Source organism: Ectobacillus sp. JY-23, from assembly GCF_023022965.1.
Classification (GTDB): domain Bacteria; phylum Bacillota; class Bacilli; order Bacillales; family Bacillaceae_G; genus Ectobacillus.
Genome location: NZ_CP095462.1, coordinates 2114101 through 2134329, shown reverse-complemented (window position 1 = coordinate 2134329; position 20229 = coordinate 2114101). Strand labels below are relative to the sequence as shown.

Sequence of the window (20229 nt, the reverse complement as noted above, 5' to 3'; positions counted from 1 at the left end):
AAAGCTTATATAGAATTTTACATGGAAAAAGAGGAATAAAAAGGGTAAACTTATGTAAAAAATGTCCCCTTTTATGGAGGTGGAAGCATGAAAGCGATTGACCATTACGTGGCATTAAGGGCAGCTTTGCTGCAGGAGGAGGAAGAACGACGCGTACAGGTCACACTTTCTCAAATGGCAGATGTACTTTGTTGTACAAGAAAAAATGTAAAGGTAATTCTGCAAAAGCTGCAGACTGAAGGCTGGCTACAATATGAGCCGGGGCGTGGACGAGGACATACCTCAGAGCTTTTGTATACACGGCCCTTTAGTGATGACTTGCATACAATCGTTGCTGGGTATTTGGAAGAAGGAAAAGTAGATGCTTGTTTACGTGTATTACATCAGCCCATTCCCCCGCATATATTAGAGCCTATTGCCAAGCAACTACAAGACTATGTAGGCTTAAAACAAACGCAAGAACTGGATATACTTCGTATTCCGTTTCGGCGCGCGCTTTCTGTTTTAGACCCTGCGCATGTGTATATTACTATGGAGAGTCATTTGCTTCGTCAAGTATTTGATACGCTCGTATGCTTTGATGAGAACAATGGAACAATTCAACCTCATCTTGCGCACGCATGGGAATATGATAATGAGCATTTCATATGGACATTTTATTTGCGAAAGGGTGTGACGTTTCACCACGGTAAAGTATTAACAGCTGAGGATGTGGTGTATTCGTTTCAAAGACTACAAGCAAGTAAGGGCTCTAATGCATGGATGATGGAAGAGGTAAAGGAGATGCACATTATCCATCCATATTGTGTAAAAATTGTGCTTAAACGTGATTCCTCGCTTTTTTTACATTATGTGAGTACAGTGGGTTTTTCTATCCTTCCTTCTGATGTACGGTTTACAGAGGAAAAACTCGTCGGTACCGGAGCTTTTATGTATCAAAAGCACGAGACGCATGTGACACTCACCGCATACAATACGTATTTTAAAGAACGGGCACTCCTTGACCGCATTGATATTTTATTTGTTCCACAGCAATCAAAGCTGCAATTTACATACGAATTGCCAGTTTCTACGGAAGAAAAAGAAGAGATTACCGATATGAGTAACGGCTGCCGTTACGTGGCTTTTAATCTGCATAAACCACTGTTACAGGATCGCTTTTTGCGAGCGGCTTTATATGAAGCGTTGGATGCAAGCGTGATGCTAGAGGAGCTGGAACGAACAGAAGCAAAGCCGGCAAGTAGCTTTTTCCCATCTAAGAGTATAAGGGAAGACAAATCATTGGAGCGTGCTCGTCGCTGTTTGGCACAAAGTGCGTATAAAGGAGAGGAACTGCGCTTATATGCTTTATCTTTTTCAGACAGCTTAGCGGATGCGATATGGATTCAGAAGCGCTGTGCTATGCTTGGTATTTCTCTCACAGTTGTTCCATTTTCCATTAGTGAGTATTACGAGGATAAACTACATGAGGCAGATATATTGACAATGGGGGAAGAGTTTGACGCCGACATACATGTGTCATTTATGAGCGCATTCCAAAATAAAAGCTCATTTTTGCATCGCTTTATAGGTGGGGAATGGAAAGAAGAATTGGATGTACAACTGCAGATGTTTGCTCGTGCTGCCCAGGAGAGGGAGCGGCTTCGTTTGATGGATGAGATTGAAGAATATATCCGCCGAACGCACGTGTTTCTCTTTTTCTATCATGCTTTAAAAAAGAAATCGTATTCGCCGTTACTGCAGGAAGTTACACCGCGACGTTTTGGTTGGGCAGATTTTCGTCGCGTATGGATTAAGCCTACATAGAAAATAAGGGGAGAGGTATGATGCTAGAGGGAGAAATCATTAAATTTTACCGTAAAAAAGCAGGCTTAACACAGGAGCAACTTGGTAAGGGAATTTGTTCAACAACGCATGTTAGCAAAATTGAACGTGGGCAAACTGCATATTCTCCTGAAATTATTAAGCTGTTTTCTGAGCGGCTTCATATTGATATCGAGAAAGAAATGGAAGCACTGCGTGACATTGAAAGTAGATTGCAGCAATGGCATACAGCCATGATTATGCAGCGCCCAAAAGAGATGGATAGCATCAAAGAGGAACTTGCGGCATTTCCATTTTTAATGGCTTCAAACTATGCTGTGTTGTATCAGCTTTTGCAAGCGAGATATTGGATTATGAAAATGGATATACAGCGTGCTAGAACATTGCTTCAGCATGTCCAGGATAAGTATAGCGATTTTTCACCTTATGAAATGAGTTTGCTACGCCATGTTCTGGGAATGTTTTATATTAATGAATTCAGCAGTTCTGAGAGCGATAATCACCAAAAAGCAATTCAGGTGCTGCGAGAAATTCGTATTGAGGAGTATGGAAATCCCGAATACTATTATCATTTGGCTGTGGCTTATCATTGTATAAGCGCACGCGTACCCGCTTATTTATATGCTGAAAAAGCATTGCAGCACTTTAAGCACACCAATAATTTTTTACGTGCTTTTAATGCGGAATCTATTATGCTGCTGCAGATGGCTGAGGATACAAGGCTTGATTTTAGAGAAGTAGCTGCACGCTATGAGCGTCTGATTGAAGACACGGAAATTTTCCAGGCCAATGGTATTAAAGCAATGCTACTGAACAACTTGGGCTATGAATACTTCCGAAGAAACGAATACGCTTTAGCACACCCCTTTTATCAACGCGCCATGCAGATGGCCGAACCATCTACTATCATATATATACAGCGATTATACAGCTATTTAAATAATGGATTTGAAGGAAAGCTCATACCGAAAGGAAAGCTAATACAGAAGGTAAAAGAGGGCTTAGCAGCTGCGAAAGAGCGTAAAAGCTACCTATACAAGCTGTTGTTTCAGTTGCTTTTATATAGAATAGAAGGCGCAGAGGAGGCCTATTATGAAGTATTAGAGAAACAAGCATTTCCTTATTTTGTATCCAACAGGCACATGACGTTGCTGCATCGGTACGGTAAGCAGCTGTATGAGTACTATGCAAATAGTAAGCAATATGAAAAAGCTGTTGCTATCACTGCCATCTTTATGGAGCCCATTCACTAGACCAATCGTCTCTGTTGGCTGATAGAAGAGAAGTTTGGCCGATAGAAGGTAGATTAGGTCAATAACGGCGGCAATTTTACAGAATTTGCGATATAAGAAAGCCCATGCAGGACTTTAGTCCGCCTTTAGGCATGGGATGAAAGTATCGCTTTTGCTACGCAAAACATGGTACAATATCCACATAGACAAGTATAAGTCTCTAAAACAAATCGTTCTCTGAAAACTGGATATTGTATGAGGTTCGACAGCCTAATACACGCTATCGGTAAAACGATATGTGTCGTCACGCACAAGACGCTAAAACGCATATGAGAACTCAAAATCTGTACGGTATGGTCACAGTACCGTAGCCATAGGTGCTATACGCACTGCCTATGGAGGGGTGATGGCACACCCTAATCTCAAAGACTGTTCAAAACAGAAATGGACTGCGAACGCTTCGTCATTTGAGAATCCCACTGGCGTTAGCCAGCTTGCCCCTTTAGGGGTGGGAGTGTCAATAGAAATCAGCCTGTGATACAGAAAAAATCAAATGAAAAAGGAAGAGGGCGGCTCTTCCTTTTTGTTTTATCCGTGCAGTAGTTCTTGTAGCTCTTCGGTTGTGAGCTCTGTAATCCAGTTGTCGCTTGTGATAATGGTGTTGTTGAGTGATTGTTTGCGTTCGAGCATATCATCTATTTTTTCTTCAAGGGTGCCGGTGGTAATCAGTTTATGAACATGCACAAAGCGTTTTTGACCGATGCGATAAGCGCGGTCGGTTGCTTGGTTTTCCACGGCTGGATTCCACCAGCGGTCGTAGTGGATCACATGGTTGGCAGCGGTCAAATTCAATCCGGTACCGCCGGCCTTAAGAGATAAAATAAAGATTTTGTAGCGTCCGCTTTGGAATTCATTAATCATGTGGTCGCGATCTGCTTTTTTTACGCTGCCATTTAGAAACAGCACTGGTTCGCCCGTTTGTTGCTCCAGAACATTTTTCAGCATATCACCCATACGGATATATTGAGTAAAAATGATGCAGCTTTCATCACGTTCGCGAATGTTTTCAACGAGCTCCTGCAGTTTTTCCATCTTCATGGAGCGCTCAATGATATTTTGCGGCGCTTCTTCCTTTAAATACAGAGCCGGGTGGTTACAAATTTGCTTGAGTTTATTCAGCATGAGTAAAATAAAACCGCGTCGTTCAATGCCGGAAAGTGTTTGTACGTTGGACAAGGTATCGCGAACCATCTGTTCATACAGCGATGCCTGTTCGACGGTCAGCGCACAATATTCCTTCTGTTCCTGCTTATCCGGTAGATTTAAAGCAACGTCCGGATCCTGTTTAGTGCGGCGCAGTAAAAACGGTGCGATTAAACGCTGTAAGCCCTGAATTTTTTGCTCGTCACGATCTTTTTCAATCGGCGTAACGAACCGGCGCTGAAACTGTGTTAAACTACCAAGATAACCTGGATTTAAAAAGTCAAAGATGGCCCATAGTTCGGATAGGCGATTCTCCATCGGTGTGCCTGTTAAAGCCACTTTATGATGCGCAGTCAAATGACGTACGGCACGGGACTGCTTGGTGTGAGCATTTTTAATGTTTTGGGCTTCATCCAGAACGATGCTGCTCCATGTGTAAGAAGAAAGCTCCGCTTCATCCAAATTGGCAAGCGTATATGATGTGAGTATCACATCTTTATCAATTAAAGAAGGCAAGAAAGCTTCTCCTTTTGCGCGAGTGCTACCGTAATGTAAGCTAACGCGCAGGCTCGGCGCAAAGCGTTCAAGCTCTTTTTGCCAGTTCCCGAGAACCGAAGTGGGGGCTATTACAAGCGCAGGCCCCTTTGTCATACGGTTTTCCTTGGCGTATAACATATAGGAAATCGTTGACAATGTTTTTCCCAGTCCCATATCGTCGGCTAATAATGCACCAAAGCCGAGTTCGCGGTGGTACAGAAGCCATTCAATGCCTGTTTGCTGATAAGGACGAAGCGTTGCTTGCAGGCTGTCCGGCATTTGTTTTTTCGGTACGTTTCCAATTTCAAGGAGTCTACCAAGCAAGCTTTCATAATAATCGTCCAGCTCAATCGCAATTTCCGCAAATGGGTTATCCTCCGGTATATCTTCAGGCTCTGGTCGAAGCAATTCCTGCTGCAGCAAATCCTTCATCTCCATACCTTGTCGGTCGGCTTTTTCCATCAGTTTTTTCACATGTTCAATAAAAGCGGGATCGAGCTTAATCCATTCACCGTTAATATTGATGAGACGGCGATTTTGTTCAACAAGTGCCAAAAACTCTGCCTCAGAAAGCTCAGCTGCACCAGTGGAAATTTTCCAATCAAAGTTAATGAGCGTATGCATGCCAAAGAAGGATTCTCCTTGGACATTTCCTTTTACTTTTGCGCGCAGCGATAGCTTTGTTTGCTTAAGCTGCTGCCACCAGGATGGAAGCAGAATATCCACGCCAGCTGCCAAAAGCTCATTGCTTGCCTCGGTCAAAAACCTCCAGGCTTCTCCTTCGTACAGTTCATGCCGCAACACGCCATCCTCCACAAGCCAAGGAACCAGCTTTTCCCAGCCCTGATAGGTTTGCAGAATTCGCTCTTCATAAGATTTCCAACGTTTTGGCAAGGAAGCAGAATCTGTATACACGTACGTTTTAGCAGCGCCGCGCTTTGTCATTAAAATCGTCTCCAGCTTCCAAGTTTCATAGTCTTCCTGTGGCTCTAATAAACGCAGTCCAATGGTAAACGGTGTATCATCTTCTAAAAAGCCGATTTTTCGGAGCCAATCTTCCTCGTTGCTCGCAGCTTCTAATTGCTTTACAGAGAAGGTGCGATGTTCTAAGAGGCGCAGTGCATTTTCCCATTGTTCGTTTCGCGGTACATTTGTTTGTAATGCATATGTGATGGCTTCAGAGAATAGGACTCCAATTTCTTCAGGTAGCTCGTCTCCTAGCGGTTTCCAATAAATACGCTCTGCCCATGCAGAAAAGTCGGGAAGGAAGTTTCCCTCTTGATAATGAGCCCATGCCCGAAGAGCATCATCACGATAACGAAGTAAAGCGTGACAACGAAAATGCGCGAAAGAATTAAAGGGAAGAGTGGCCATCTCCAGTGCCTCTAGTGCCGTTAGAAGAAAGCCGCTGTTGCCTTCATGTACATACGATTTGCGAAGTGTACCGTAAAAGGAGGTCGTGTGCCAAGCAAAGGCAAAATCTTCCCATGTATCTTCTGCCTCACTCCATAAAAACCAGCTATTATCAAGTTGTTGTAAATGCAGTGGTATTTCAGTTTTTATCATCAATTAGCTTTCCTTTCCGCAGTTCTTCTTGTAAGGCGCGCAGGCGTGAAAATGAAGCTGTGATGGTCATCATGAATCGTTCCCAGTCGTCGGTACGCTTTAGCTTCTTATAATGCGTGCGCAATTTTTTTAAATAACGAACGGCTTGCCGGTAAGCGGGGCGGTTTTTCATTTCGATGCATTGTATGACGGCGCGGTGATACAAAGGCAATACGGCTTCTCGGTCTTCCTTTTCGACTTCGCGTACAATGTGCTGTAAGCCATCTATAGAATCATAGCCCATCATGAGCTGCAGATCTGCCCATATGCGATATTGTTTTTGGTTCAGTAGGTGTTCGCTATATTCAAAGAAGCTGTGCGGTAAAAGCTCTTGCAAGATCACCTCTGCACCGGCTGTATCGTCAATAAGGTCAGCGAAACGCATATAAGCGTTTAGATAGAGACGGGCGAGCTCACGCTTAGAAGGATAGTCATGATCTGCTAGGCAGAGCTTTACCTTTATGTAGCAAACGGTTAACCATGTTTGTGCACGTTCTAATTTACTTTCAGCACATAGCTCATCAATCCAATAGATATACAAATCCACAAATTGATACGGCAATGGTTGTAAAAGCTCTATAGCTGTCTCATCCTGTTTATGAATGAAGGCGAGATGCGCTAAAGCCAAAGGCTGCATGTCAGATGATGATACAAGAGCAATACGCGCTTCTTCTTCATGGATGTTTCGTTTTAATAAATCGCTCCATAACCGGCGGTATAAAAAGTAACGCTCCGGCAGCATGAGACGATGCGTGAAGAATAAGTCATGAATTAATTGTCCTGTTCCTGAAATCATGTGGTCGTAGCTCATTGGTATCGGTCCTGCCATAAGCTTGTCGATTAACAAGTCAATTTCATCTACAAAGCGTGACGCGACAACGAGTGGATTGTAGTAGGAATACACCTTTTCTGCTTCAAATTTTACAGCAGCAAGAAGCAATTGCTTGAAGCCAAATAGGGCTGCGTTCAGAGTAAATAAATCGCGAAGCACATTCACACGCGGTGCTTTACGAGCCAACTTTTTGTAAAAGTCCTCAAAAATATTAACAAGTAGATACGATTGACGAAACGGATATCGAGCTTGCTCCTTCGTAAAAGCTTCTGCCTCTCGCTCAAAAAATTGCAGCCAGCTGTTATAGTCGTTTTCTTCGTAAGCCGCTGTTTGCAGCAATTGCTTGGCTGTTTTAAGCTGCGGTAGGATATCTACTGGTTTATCTTTATGTTTAAATCGCTTCATAATTTCTCCGACAAGGCCGAAGCTAGCCCCTGCATAAAATAAAAGGGCAATCATATGCTGACAGTAGCCGACTTGAAAACAGTCGCAATAGCTTTCGTCAATGCGATGCAAAGGAAGCTGTACAGTGCATGTTTCTTCCTCTTCTACGGTTCCTTCTAGTACATCGTCGTACAGGTTTACGTTATATACACGTCCTTCTCGATATAAGCGCAGACCAGTCGCCATGATCAAGCGATCTTCTTCAACACTTGGACTCAGCGTCGCAATTATGCGATCAGCCGCTTCTAAAATTTCTTCTTTTCCAATTGAGTGCTGCAGCATATTGCTACCTCCATAAAAAATTCCTACCTACCATTATAGCCGAATTTACAGTAAAGTAGCGATTGAGAGCTACTTTTTTTAAAGGGGCGTGTTAGGGTAAGCAGAGAAAAAACCGACAAGTGAGAGTTCTGTCGGTTTACATATTAGAAAGGATAAATCGGATGAGCGCTTCTGCCTCTTCTGGAACGTACGATGCTGGTTCGAGCAGCGGTTTTGGTCGGCCCGGTATAGGTTTATACTGTAAAATGCGGGGGACATTGTCTTCTACAATCAACTTATAGCGTGCATCATCATCTGTTAAAGTAAAGTCCACAAATAAAGTATGGTCCTGCTTTCGCGGCAGTCCAATCCAATCCGGTGTTGCGTTTACATTCATATATACTCCTCCTTCCTAAACAAGTATACGTTATATAAACTGTGAAAGCACCTTGCATATCGCAAGGTGCTCTTTGTTTAATCCGCTATTCGAATTTTCACTTGCTTGCGTCCCCATTGAAAAGCTTGTTCCTTTGTTGGCATGAGCACATCAATTCGATTGCCTTTAATCGCTCCGCCTGTATCACCAGCCAGTGCTTCACCGTAGCCTTCTACCCATACTTTTGTGCCAAGTGGAATTATTTTCGGGTCAACAGCGATGAGCTTCATATTTGGATTTTGGCGTACATCAATTCCCATTGCTGTAATGCCGCTCATTCCCTCATCATACGGTGTATACGCGGTGGCCTCTACTTGTATTTCTTGGGCGGCCTTGACCGTTCCTGTACCTAAAAACTGCTTGCTAACATAAGCTGCGCCCCGGTCAAAGCCAATCAGTGCCCAGCCGTTTCCTGCATCAGACAGAACTTGGACAGCTTGCCCATGAATCAGTTTTCCCACAATGCTGTGATTGGTACCTGGACCGGTACGTACATTCAGTACAGAAGCATTGACATACTGTGTATCTTGCTTTGTATATTGTGCGCTCACATAGGCTGTTTGTCCGTTATGTAAAATGCGTAGCCAGTCGTTTTCTTTACCGGTCACCTGCAAGGTTTGTCCGGTTGTTACTTTTCCTAGAATAGAAGAACTTGTGCTCGGGGCCTGCCGAACGTTTAGTACACTTGTATTCACAACTGTAGCCGCCTCTGCGGCCGCTGTAAAGAATCCTAAACCAAAGATTGCTGCTGTTGTTATACTTAGTATTCGTTTCATTCATTTCCCTCCGTCTTCTCAAGCTACTCGCATTATAGCAACCAATTAGATGAAATCTGTCTACAACATGCAATCTCAAACGAACTGTAATCCTCTATTAATGTCTGTAACAATAAGCGGTTTTTGAAAAAGTGTTATATCATACAGGTTGATGGGAGATTTAGGGAAAATTTTCCGTTGTAAATGTTACATACGCCCTAGCTATGTACTAATTGATGAGAGTTGTATTTCTATTTGTGGTTATATATGTGAAAGGATCTTTCAATCTACAATCTCCTAAAAATTGTCGTATTATTTGAGTTATAAGACTTTTATTCTTTTGTAAAACAAGTGTTGAAAAACGAAGGAGGATGCAGTATAGTTATTTGTGGAAGCGGTTACATCATAGGTTGAAATTTTGATTTACGTTAATAGTTTGGATGTGTTCGCATATCCAAGGGGGAAACAAGTATGAAGAAATACGAACGCAAATTAAAGCAAATCAGCTTGAAGCGCCAGGCAACCACGAATCGAATGGCCGCTACAAAGGACACGAAGAGTAGTGAAGCTGAACGGAAACAGCCTTCTGTGTCAAACGCGTAAGCACGTATTTGAGAGGTTGGGGAGCCGATCAAATATAAGGGGTATATCTTCTATAGAGTAAGAAAAAGCAGAGATTGGGGAATCTCTGCTTTTTCATGTAAGAATAGATTAGTAAAAAAGCGGAAAGCACTGAGATGCTTTCCGCTTTTTTAGTGTTGTATTAGCAACTGAATCTGCCTCTAGTGTCTAGCTCCTCCCTAGCACATGAAGGCAAAAAGTGCCTTTATGTGCTAGGAGCCTCTGGCCTATGGAGCTGAACAAGCCGCTACCACTTTTCTTTACTGACTGTCGTCTTCCATTTGTTCTGATGGTTCTTCGCTTGGATCGGGTTCGTCTTCATCGACACCGTTACAGCCAGCTAGTAAGCCCATAGATAGGATGACTGACAATAGACCGCATATGAATTTCTTTTTTCTTGTCATTTCATTCCCTCCTTTCACTGCTGTTAGCATGTGCAAATAAGGAAGGAAAGTATGCAAGCAAACGTTTGTTTAATATGGTTTTGTGTATCCAAGGAAATGCTGCTTCCAGTAGGACGTGCTTACATTCGCTACGGCAACTCCATTGTCACCGGCATGAATGAAGGAGCCGTTGCCAAGGTAAATCCCCATATGAGAAGGGCCTGGCTTGTACGTATTTTGGAAATAAATTAAGTCACCGGGCTGTGGGCTTGTTGTTTTTGTCAAACTTCCCCAATAGCCTGATGTACTTGTGCGTCCTATCGAGAAGTTAAACTTTTGATAGACATGATAGATAAATCCACTGCAATCAAAGCCGGCAGGTGTAGTTCCGCCCCAGCGGTAAGGTACACCGGTAAGAGATTGGGCATAAGAAACCAAGGAACTGGCAGCAGGAGGTGTACTGACTGATGGCTGTTGTTTTGATACAAAGTCTTTTGTGATAAATGCAACGTGCCCGTTATAGTTGATTTGCAGCCAACCGTTTTGTTCACCTGAAGCCTCTACCTTTTGACCTTGCTTTAACATGCCCAGTACATTGTAATTGGTACCTGCACCGCTTCTTACATTCAAAGCATTCACATTAACATAATAGGTTTCTGTTGTAATAATAGGTGCTGTTTCGACTTTTGTTACATATTGTGCACTTACATAGCCGAATGAACCACCGCGGTTAATCTTATACCAACCATTTTCTGCACCAACTACCTCTAGCTTCTGTCCTTTGACAGTACCGCCAATCACGGCATGGTACGTTCCCGGTCCTTTACGAATACGCAATCCGTCCACATTCACGATGTATGTACCATTTCCTTGTGTACTTACTTGCGGTTCGGATGCTTGTCCGTTTACTGTAATAAAATCTTTACTGACATAACCTGTTTGACCATTGTAGGAAATTTTATACCAATCCTGCGCTTCTCCTAACACCTCAATCTCCTGTCCTTTTGGCAGTGATCCGATGATGCTGTGATTTGTACTTGGGCCCGTACGAACACGTAAGGAAGATACGTTTACTGTATATTGGGGCGTGGTTGTCACCACGAAATCTTTGCTCACATAACCTGTTTGTCCATTGTAATCAACCTGATACCAACCATCTGTTTCTCCTGTAATTTGCAGGGATTGCCCACTGTTGACAAGATCGATAACGCCGTGGCTTGTGCTCGGACCTGTACGAACACGCAGGCTATCGGCTTCTACCGTACCTGTAGCTGCTTCCGCATCTAATGCAATACCGCCTGCTACGGAAGCAACGGCAATACCAGCAAGAACTTTTTTCATATGCCTCATATTCCTTTCTGTATAATTTGTGCTGGGAATGAAAGATTTCCCAACAATAAAAAATACTATGCCACGTGTCGAATGATGTCAATGGACATTGATGAATCCGCATATAAGAAATGCTGTACCAGTATAACTATTTTTAAAGGGGAAGAAGAATGGTTATGTGTCTGCGGTCAGAGCGTAAGAACTGTGATAGGAAAAGGGAGTTTGATGCAATCTATAAAAGAAAAATCTGACGAGAGAAGGGGGAGGTGTAAGTTGAAAAGCCTTTGTGTTTTATGTATATTCGCTTTTATAGTTGCTTGCATTCCAGTTGCGGCACAAGAGCAACCCATCGGTATTATTGGTCCTATGGAGGAAGAGATTGTATTTATTAAAGAGAAGATGAAGATAACCGGGACGAAAAAGGTTGCAGGCATGCGATTTTATATGGGAACCCTGCACGGCAAAAAAGTTGTGCTTGTGAGCTCTGGCATTGGCAAGGTAAATGCGGCCACTTGTGCACAAGTTCTTATTGATCACTTTCATGTTCGAACGCTTATTAATGAGGGAATCGCAGCTGCGCTTGCTGACAAATATCAACCTGGCGACATTATTTTGTCTGTAGATACGGTACAGCATGACGTAGATGGAACAGGAATTGGCGAAGAGCCCGGTGCTATCCCACGCATGAATATGAAGTATTTTATTGCAGAAAAATTGTTGCTGCAGTTCGCGGAACAAGCAGGAAAAGAGATGGAGGATACACATGTTTACACGGGGCGCATTGCGAGCGGTGATCAGTTTATCGCAAGCGAATCATTTAAATTGCGGATTCGCAACCAGTTTCAAGCTGCAGCAGTAGAAATGGAAGGCGGTGCAATCGGACACGTTGCGTATTTAAATAATGTACCGTTCTTGGTGATTCGCGCTATCGCGGATGACGGTACAGGGGTAGAAGCTGCCGAGTACGATAAACTGATTGTAATGGCTTCTAAGCAAGCGGCAGAAATGGTGGACTTGCTTATAAAAGAAATAAAATAATAAGGAGCGAAAATGATGAAGTGGATTAAATATATCCTGTTACTTGCAATGCTTTTTAATATCAGCACACCCGTCGCTGCTTCACAGGGGAAACCTTCTATAACAATTGGTATCATTGCACCAATGGAGGAAGAATTAAAGCTATTACGCTCAAAGATGGAAATTGAATCTACCGAAAAGCTCGCGAACTTTGAGTTCTATAAAGGAACATTAGACGGCGTAGATACGGTATTGGTACGGTCTGGAATAGGAAAAGTGAACTCAGCTGTTGCCGCACAAATTTTAATTACATTATATAAAGTAAATTTCCTGATTAACTCTGGTGTTGCCGGTGCCCTGAACCCCAAGCTAAAAGTAGGGGATATTTTAATCTCAAAAGATGCTGTCCAGCATGATGTAGATCAAACAGCAATCGATGAGCCACCAGGAAAATTTGAAGACTCTGATGTTATTTACTACAAGGCCGATGAACGACTTATTCGTTTGGCACAAGAAGCAGCAAAAGGATTGCCGGGTGTAAAAAGCTATGTAGGTCGCGTGGCTAGCGGTGATCAATTTGTAAGTGAAGAAAAGCGCAAAAACGAAATCATTTCTACGTTTCAAGCTGATGTTGTGGAAATGGAAGGCGGTGCGATTGGACAGGTAGCCTACTTAAACCGAATTCCGTATATTATCATCCGCTCTATTTCCGACCCGGTCAGCGAAGGCGGAGGAGAAGATTATCAAAACTTTGTCAAGCTCGCCGCTAAAAATGCAGGGTATCTAATTGAAGAGATGATAAAGCGGTTGCCGGAGTCGGATTAGTTTGCATATAGCTATTCACAGGAAAGAAAGCGTCCTATGATGGACGCTTTCTTTTATTGTGTCGTACCTACAGCAATGCTGTCTTGAAAAGCTTTTTGCAGTGCAGTTGTAACAGATCCCACTACACCGCTATTAATTGCTGCCCCATCAAGATATGTCATGGGCAAAACTTCAAAGGTAGTGCCTGTGAAAAAGGCTTCTTCTGCAAGCAACACGTCTTTCACGCTGAATATTTCTTCACGAACCGGTATGCCAAGCCTACTTGCAAGTGAGCATACATACTGTCGGACAATGCCGTTTAAAATAAGATGATTGGCGGGGTGTGTATATAATGTACCTTGCTTCACAAAGAAGAAATTAGACTGACTGCCCTCAGTAACCGTATTGCCGCGAACAAGCAGCGCTTCTTGGCAGTTTTTGCGCTCAGCGTTTGTACGAGCTAGCACATTCGGTAATAAATTCAATGATTTAATGTCACAGCGAAGCCAACGAATATCTTGCTCAGTACAGGCATGAATGCCAGTTTGCATGAGTGTAACTGGTCGTTCTTTTTCAGCTACATACCCATACACAATGGGTGTGAGATTGTCTGCGTACACATGGTTACGAATTTGAGCACCTCTTGAAATTTGCAGATAAACAATGCCGTCTTCTTTACATTCATTTTGTGCCACGAGCTCATATAGCCAGTGAATTAGCTCGGCCTTTGTAAAGGAAGGGCGAATTTCTAGCTCCTCCATTGAGCGATATAGGCGAGCTAAATGAGGCTCCAATAGATGGAATGTACCTTGATATAACCGAATGACTTCATACACACCGTCTCCAAATTGAGAAGCACGATCATGCAGGGAAGCGCTCGGCTGTTCTACTCTTGTATCAATTAGTCGATTTTCTAATAAAAGAATCGGTTTCATACAGCACACTCCTATTTTCAAAAGGGTATAATACACATTAGAGATTTTGCAAAAAACTCCTGCCGGAAGGGCATTTTTTTCGTGAAAAAAGATAGTTTGTGTTACTATGGAAAAGAATTTCAGAAAGAGAGGTCTACATATGGAACAAATACAGCTTGCTGAGAATGTAAAATTTTCTCGTATCGTGCATGGCCTGTGGCGTTTGACAGAGTGGAACATGACGGACGCTGAGGTTGTGCAATTAATTGAACAATGCATGGAGCTGGGGATTACAACATTTGATCATGCCGACATTTATGGTGATTACACATGTGAAACGCTATTTGGTCAAGCTTTGCGCCAAAAACCATCGCTTCGTGAAAACATGCAAATCGTAACAAAGTGCGGTATTAAGCTATTATCCGATAAATATCCGGAACGCACAGTAAAATATTATGACACAAGCAAAGAACATATTATTAAAAGTGTAGAACAATCACTGCGTAATCTACAAACGGAGTATATTGATGTTTTGCTGATCCATCGTCCGGATCCGTTCATGAACCCTGCTGAAGTTGCAGAAGCATTTCGTCAACTGCGTCAGGAAGGAAAGGTATTACAATTTGGTGTGTCCAACTTCTTACCATCGCAATTTGATATGCTGAGCGCTCATGTAGATGAGCCGCTTGTTACCAATCAAATTGAAATTTCGGCCCTGCAGCTTGAGCATTTCGGGAACGGTACCTTGGATAAGTGTCAAGAAACACGCATTGCGCCAATGGCTTGGTCACCTCTTGCTGGCGGCAGTATTTTCCGTGACTCTTCTGAGCGTGCTGAGCGTGTTCGTAGTGTTCTTGAGAAAATTGGTACTGAAATTGGTGCCACATCGCTAGATGAAGTATTGTATGCATGGTTACTGCAGCACCCAGCGCGTATTATGCCGATTGTTGGTTCTGGCAAGCTAGAGCGTATCCAATCTGCAGTGAATGCGACGAAGTTATCTATGACAACGCATCAGTGGTTTGAGATTTATACGGCGTCTATGGGACATGAGGTGCCGTAGGGAGTCACGTGTGCTCATGCATGAAAGTTATGGATGAGAAGTAAGGTGATACGGATGCGTCGCTGCGCTTAGTAAGAGGTTGGTTTGCTGGATATAAAGAAACCCTGCACATTGTGCAGGGTTTCTTTTATTCTTTGTTGTTCTCTTTAATAATGGTTTTTACAGTGCCTGTTTTGATTTTGTTCCCTTCAAAGAAGCGAAGTAGGTCACCTTCAATGATTTTGTCAGACATTTGCAGTTCATTTTTTGCGCGGTCTGTAAGAGCTTTTGCTTCTTCTTCAGGTAAGGTTACTTCTTGACCTGTTAGACGGTCATAGAATGTGTTAGCGTGATAAGTATACTTATCTGTTACGAAGCTACCGTCACGCATCACAACGAAGGGGTTGCGGTCTTTTGAGAATAAATCGTGACCGAATTTAATATCGCTGTTATTCTCGATACCAAGCAAGTTCAAGATAGTTGGTTTAATGTCCACTTGACCAGCTGGTGTTGAAATTACTTCACCTTTTGTTTGACCTGGTACATGAATGAACAATGGTGTACGTTGCAGATTCATATGATCATATGGCGTAATTTCATCTTTTCCAAGATATTGTGCCATTGCACGGTTGTGGTTCTCGGAAATACCGTAATGGTCCCCGTAGAAGACAATTACGGAGTTATCATAGATGCCTTCTGCTTTTAGACGTTCCACAAAGTGCTTCAAAGCTTCATCCATGTAACGTACTGTCACAAAGTAACGGTCCACTGTACCATTTCCAGAGTTATATGGTTCAATCAACTTTGTGCTGTCATCATATAAGAATGGGTAATGGTTTGTTAATGTGATGAAACGTGTATAAAACGGTTGCTTCAATGTTTTCAACATATCTACAGATTGATCAAAGAATTCTTTATCTTTTAGACCCCAGCTCAATTTGTTCGTATCATCAATTTTATAATCAAGCTCATTGAAGTAACGATCGTAACCAAGTGCTGGGTACATCATGTTACGGTTCCAGAATGTTGCGTTGTTTGCATGGAATACCGCAGAATAATATCCTTGTTGACGCAAAATCTCAGGTGTGCCCACATACTCGTTATTTGCATGTGTAAAATATACCGCACCACGGTCTAGAGGATACAAGGAGTTGTCAATCATAAACTCAGCATCGGATGTTTTTCCTTGTCCTGTTTGATGATAAAAGTTATCAAAGTAATAGCTTTCTTTCATCAGTTGGTTCATAAATGGTGTAACTTCTTGTCCGTTTACAGTCGCGTTAATTAAGAATGACTGTGTGGATTCAAGAGATACTACAATTACGTTCTTGCCTTTGGCAACACCAAACATTTCCGGATTCGGCTTTACTTCGTTTGCTTTTACGTAGTTTTCGGTTTCTTGAAGCTTGCTGCCGTCAGCCAGCGCTTTTTGGGAGCTGGATTTGGCTTGTAAACCAATATCATATACTTGGTGTGCATATAAACCAAGGTTTTTAACAAGCATGACACGGTCAAAAGAACGTGTTAACAGTTCAGGGCGCTCTGCTTCCGCAAGACCAAGGTTAGCAAAGAATACGGCAACCCCCGCTAAAAAATATACCATCTTCATAGGGCGAGCAATTCGGTGCGTTTGGGCAAAGTTTTTGCGCTTTATCGCAACCCAAAGCAATACAAGGATGTCCGCAAACATAACTAATACTTTAAAGCTTAATAGCTCCTTCGCACTAGATCCCAAGCTGCCGAAGTTAGAAGTTTGTGTTAATACCGGCAGTGTAACGAAGTCATTAAAGAAGCCGTAAAACGCCACGTTTCCCATCAATATAAATGTTAATAAAAAGTTAAGGGAAATCGCAATATAGTTTCGCTTCGCACCGTTCGCCAACAGTGAAAGTCCAACTACTAATAAGGAAGCCGCCAATGGGCTAATAAACAAAATAAACTCCTGCATAAATGATTCGAGTTTCAAATCAAAGCTCATGCGAGTGACAATATATGTTTTCAACCATACAAGAAGCGCTGTCAGCACTGTGAATCGCATGCTCTTAAATTCTGCTTTTAATGATTCCTTCATCCATTCTCACCCTTTCATTTCTCTCTATATAAGCTCCATAGAAAAAAAGGAGCCCGGCAAACCAACATAGTGTATCTATGCAATGCTGCAAGTTTCCTTCATAACTAAAATAACATTATACAATAAATTTACTTTTTTAGGAATATGGTACTTTATAACATACCATTTAGGCGTTCGTTGAACCGCAAAAAACACTTTAACATCTGTTTTCCCTTCCGTCAACAGTAAACTATAACCTGTCCTGGCAATGCTGATGGTTCAATATATGCCGCATGCCTAGAAAACAGGACAAATCCCTGTGAGAGTATATAAGCCAGATGCGACATTACGAGCTGAAAATAAGATTTGTATGCGCAGATATTGGGACGAACGAAAGATTTCCTATATAATGAAAGAAAGTAATTAGGAGGGATTAGGATGGAAACAAAATTTTCACCAGAGGCCTTTTGGCAGAAAACAAAGCAAGTTGCAAAAAAGGCGGGGTATTTGGTTATATATGCTGCACTTCTATTGTTTTATGTACTAAAAAAGCCAGAAGTGCCAAAGCGAACAAAGATAGCGATTATTGGCGCCTTAGCGTACTTTATTGCACCGATTGATGCAGTTCCCGATATCTTAGCAGGTATCGGTTATACAGATGATCTTGGCGCATTAGGTGCTGCACTCGTACAAGCGGCCATGTATATTGATGATGACATAAAAGGACAGGCAAAGGAAAAGCTTGCGGAGTGGTTTGAGGGTGAGCTGGATACAGGTGCTATTGACTCTAAGCTAGAATAAAAAGAGTTGCGAACGTTTGTTCTTGTTGGTATACTGAAGCAGTAAATATACTGAGGAGAAGCTTATGCCATCGGGAAAAACACATACAAGTTTAAATTTATTTGCATTGCCGTTTTTGCTTTTTTTGCTGATTTCATACGGTTTTACAAGTTGGGGCTTTTTACTTTGGTTTTGCGGCGGCTTTGTTGCCGGCACGTACTTCTTAAGCCCGGATTTAGATACGCGTAGTACACCGTATCGTGCATGGGGACCACTGCGTGTACTTTGGTATCCTTACCAGGTCATTATGCCCCACCGATCACCGCTTACGCATATGCCTATCATTGGGGATATACTACGCGTATTGTATTTTGTTTGCGTCAGCATGCCAATTGTCTATGTACTGGACACATATGTATACGATATGAATGTAAAAGCCATACTAATGCGGTACAAGTCAGAGCTATTTGTAATCTTTTTTGGCGTTGTAACAGCAAGTACACTACATATTACCGTAGATATTATGAATACAAGGCGAAAAAGATTATGGAAGAAAATAAAAAAATAAAGTGTGAATGTTGTAGTTGACGGCACACTTTTTTTAAATTATCATTTGTATGTACAAACAAACGAAAAAGGAGCTTATAAACATATGAAAACACTTGTTATTATTGCACACCCTGACATGAAAAATTCTCGTTTTAATAAACGTTTACGTGATGAATTAACAAAAACTGATGTAACAATTCATAACTTATATGAAACATATCCAGATGAAAATATTGATGTAGCTCGTGAGCAAGAGCTGCTTTTGACGCATGATCGTATTGTACTGCAATTTCCATTCTATTGGTATAGCTCACCATCTTTATTGAAGAAATGGCAGGATTATGTCTTAACATTTGGATGGGCATACGGTCCTGGGGGTACGAAGCTACATGGTAAAGAGCTTATGTTAGCTGTCACGACTGGCGGTCCGGAGGCTGCGTATCAAGCAGGAGGATATAATCAGTACGCTATGAGTGAATTGCTAAAGCCATTTCAAGCAACAAGCAATCTTATTGGTGCTAGGTATTTGCCTGCTTTTATCATGCATGGTGTGCATCATTTAACAGAAGAACAAGTTAATGAGCATGCAGCTCGCTATGTGGAACATATTGCAAAAGATTTTGGTCCAAGAAGATAGGAAGATCTATTTTCATAAGAGTCTCGGCATATTGCCGAGGCTTTTTTGTATAGGCTGTTTTCGCAAACTTTGTTGCTATGTAACAAATAGTGGGGAGTGGCTGATTGCCGCTCCAGGTTGCTCGCTTTCCGCGGGGCGTGCGGTGAGCCTCCTCGGCTTACAGCCTGTGGGGTCTCACCTGACCCGCTGCTCCCGCAGGAGTCTCGCACCTTCCGCTCCAACCAACCTGAAACAAAGAAACCTATCTAAAAACAACAATCTTTTAGAAAAGAGCCTTTGTATAAGAAGCGTAACTAGGTGCTTAGGATATAAAATAAGCCTATAATAGAGAAGAAGGAGTGATTATATGAAATATGTTGTATCTTGTTTAATGTTATTACTTTTGTTCGGATGTGCACCTACAGATGCACAATCTCAATTATTTAAACAGGCAGAGGAAGGCTGGATTGATGCTGGCTATCGTTTAATTTTAACAAAGGAAGAGCCGCCGATTGTCTTTCCGGCGCCCCATCGTCATTATAAAGTGGACAATGATCACTTGGTTATGTACATATTCGATAGTGCAGAAAAGGCAAATCAAGCAAAGCTTGATGCAGAAAAACCGAATCCCAAGTGGGACTATCTCATTCCCATTTATATGGTGAAAGATAATGTGCTGTTTATTTACTTTACCTCTGCGGCACAAGCAAAGCCACCGCTATTTGATAAGTTAGAAAAAGTAGTAGAAGGAATTGATTTGCAAAAAGATATAAAATAAAGGCTGTGTTAAAGTCTGATATTGATAATTGGTACTTGTTGATGGGAGTGAAGGGGGTAAGACTAAGCGAGTCAAAGGGAGACCCTACAGGCGCATAGTACTGAGGAGGCGTCCTGACTGTCCGCGGAAAGCGCCCCCCCCCCCGTAACGGAAATTAACAACAAACTTTAACAAAGCCAAAATAAAAGAAAGCGATTTTAATTTTTGAAAAAGTGTG

Annotated in this window: 18 protein-coding genes; 10 read left to right on the top strand and 8 right to left on the bottom strand. The window is 42.2% G+C overall.

What is annotated here, in order from left to right; all coding sequences use genetic code 11:
- The first annotated feature begins 87 nt into the window (after positions 1 to 87).
- Positions 88 to 1806 carry an ABC transporter substrate-binding protein gene (locus MUG87_RS11090; RefSeq protein ID WP_247082077.1) on the top strand — a complete coding sequence of 573 codons (1719 nt, stop codon included), beginning with the start codon at positions 88 to 90 and terminating at the stop codon, positions 1804 to 1806.
- Positions 1807 to 1823: 17 nt separating this feature from the next.
- A complete protein-coding gene (locus MUG87_RS11085) occupies positions 1824 to 3077 on the top strand; it encodes a helix-turn-helix domain-containing protein (protein ID WP_247082075.1) in 1254 nt (417 codons plus the stop codon).
- A gap of 567 nt (positions 3078 to 3644) precedes the next feature.
- On the opposite strand, the gene MUG87_RS11080 is transcribed toward MUG87_RS11085, so the two are convergent.
- The 4 genes from MUG87_RS11080 to MUG87_RS11065 all read right to left on the bottom strand — a co-directional run bounded on the left by MUG87_RS11080 (position 3645) and on the right by MUG87_RS11065 (position 9150).
- A complete protein-coding gene (locus tag MUG87_RS11080; RefSeq protein ID WP_247082073.1) occupies positions 3645 to 6365 on the bottom strand; it encodes a DEAD/DEAH box helicase in 2721 nt (906 codons plus the stop codon).
- Positions 6349 to 7959, bottom strand: coding sequence for an SWIM zinc finger family protein (locus MUG87_RS11075; protein WP_247082072.1), 1611 nt, complete (start codon positions 7957 to 7959; stop codon positions 6349 to 6351). The genes MUG87_RS11080 and MUG87_RS11075 overlap by 17 nt, the downstream gene beginning before the upstream one ends.
- Positions 7960 to 8095: 136 nt before the next feature.
- Positions 8096 to 8335, bottom strand: coding sequence for a hypothetical protein (locus MUG87_RS11070; protein ID WP_247082070.1), 240 nt, complete (start codon positions 8333 to 8335; stop codon positions 8096 to 8098).
- A 77-nt stretch (positions 8336 to 8412) separates the two neighbouring features.
- On the bottom strand, positions 8413 to 9150 hold the full coding sequence (locus MUG87_RS11065) for an SH3 domain-containing protein (protein WP_247082068.1): 738 nt from the start codon (positions 9148 to 9150) through the stop codon (positions 8413 to 8415).
- A 450-nt stretch (positions 9151 to 9600) separates the two neighbouring features.
- Here MUG87_RS11065 and MUG87_RS19595 point away from each other — a divergent pair, with 450 nt between their 5' ends.
- Entirely contained in the window at positions 9601 to 9732 is a 132-nt protein-coding gene (locus MUG87_RS19595; RefSeq protein WP_281503646.1) for a hypothetical protein, read from the top strand.
- A gap of 278 nt (positions 9733 to 10010) precedes the next feature.
- Here MUG87_RS19595 and MUG87_RS11060 read toward each other — a convergent pair whose 3' ends face one another.
- Positions 10011 to 10154: a hypothetical protein gene (locus MUG87_RS11060; protein ID WP_247082066.1), complete on the bottom strand. Its 144-nt coding sequence runs from the start codon at positions 10152 to 10154 to the stop codon at positions 10011 to 10013.
- Positions 10155 to 10223: 69 nt separating this feature from the next.
- Complete coding sequence (locus tag MUG87_RS11055) at positions 10224 to 11474, bottom strand: C40 family peptidase (RefSeq protein ID WP_247082064.1); 1251 nt, start codon at positions 11472 to 11474, stop codon at positions 10224 to 10226.
- 261 nt (positions 11475 to 11735) lie between these two features.
- Here MUG87_RS11055 and MUG87_RS11050 point away from each other — a divergent pair, with 261 nt between their 5' ends.
- On the top strand, positions 11736 to 12500 hold the full coding sequence (locus tag MUG87_RS11050; RefSeq protein ID WP_247082062.1) for a 5'-methylthioadenosine/adenosylhomocysteine nucleosidase: 765 nt from the start codon (positions 11736 to 11738) through the stop codon (positions 12498 to 12500).
- Positions 12501 to 12512: 12 nt separating this feature from the next.
- The gene (locus MUG87_RS11045; RefSeq protein WP_247082060.1) at positions 12513 to 13304 is read left to right on the top strand and encodes a 5'-methylthioadenosine/adenosylhomocysteine nucleosidase; all 792 of its coding nucleotides are present in this window, start codon (positions 12513 to 12515) and stop codon (positions 13302 to 13304) included.
- A 53-nt stretch (positions 13305 to 13357) separates the two neighbouring features.
- Here MUG87_RS11045 and dat read toward each other — a convergent pair whose 3' ends face one another.
- Complete coding sequence (gene dat, locus MUG87_RS11040; RefSeq protein WP_247082058.1) at positions 13358 to 14218, bottom strand: D-amino-acid transaminase; 861 nt, start codon at positions 14216 to 14218, stop codon at positions 13358 to 13360.
- A gap of 139 nt (positions 14219 to 14357) precedes the next feature.
- Here dat and MUG87_RS11035 point away from each other — a divergent pair, with 139 nt between their 5' ends.
- Positions 14358 to 15260 carry an aldo/keto reductase gene (locus MUG87_RS11035; RefSeq protein ID WP_247082056.1) on the top strand — a complete coding sequence of 301 codons (903 nt, stop codon included), beginning with the start codon at positions 14358 to 14360 and terminating at the stop codon, positions 15258 to 15260.
- A gap of 127 nt (positions 15261 to 15387) precedes the next feature.
- Here the strand turns inward: MUG87_RS11035 and MUG87_RS11030 are convergent, their stop codons facing one another.
- Positions 15388 to 17310 (bottom strand): LTA synthase family protein, encoded by a 1923-nt coding sequence (locus tag MUG87_RS11030; RefSeq protein ID WP_247082053.1) that lies wholly within the window; start codon positions 17308 to 17310, stop codon positions 15388 to 15390.
- A 417-nt stretch (positions 17311 to 17727) separates the two neighbouring features.
- Between MUG87_RS11030 and MUG87_RS11025 the strand changes: the two genes are divergently transcribed.
- The 4 genes from MUG87_RS11025 to MUG87_RS11010 all read left to right on the top strand — a co-directional run bounded on the left by MUG87_RS11025 (position 17728) and on the right by MUG87_RS11010 (position 20012).
- Entirely contained in the window at positions 17728 to 18090 is a 363-nt protein-coding gene (locus MUG87_RS11025; RefSeq protein ID WP_247082051.1) for a YkvA family protein, read from the top strand.
- A gap of 64 nt (positions 18091 to 18154) precedes the next feature.
- Positions 18155 to 18637: a metal-binding protein gene (locus MUG87_RS11020; protein WP_247082049.1), complete on the top strand. Its 483-nt coding sequence runs from the start codon at positions 18155 to 18157 to the stop codon at positions 18635 to 18637.
- Positions 18638 to 18721: 84 nt separating this feature from the next.
- Positions 18722 to 19255, top strand: a complete 534-nt coding sequence (locus tag MUG87_RS11015; RefSeq protein ID WP_247082047.1) for an NAD(P)H-dependent oxidoreductase — start codon at positions 18722 to 18724, stop codon at positions 19253 to 19255.
- A gap of 346 nt (positions 19256 to 19601) precedes the next feature.
- Entirely contained in the window at positions 19602 to 20012 is a 411-nt protein-coding gene (locus MUG87_RS11010) for a hypothetical protein (RefSeq protein ID WP_247082045.1), read from the top strand.
- Positions 20013 to 20229 lie beyond the last annotated feature (217 nt).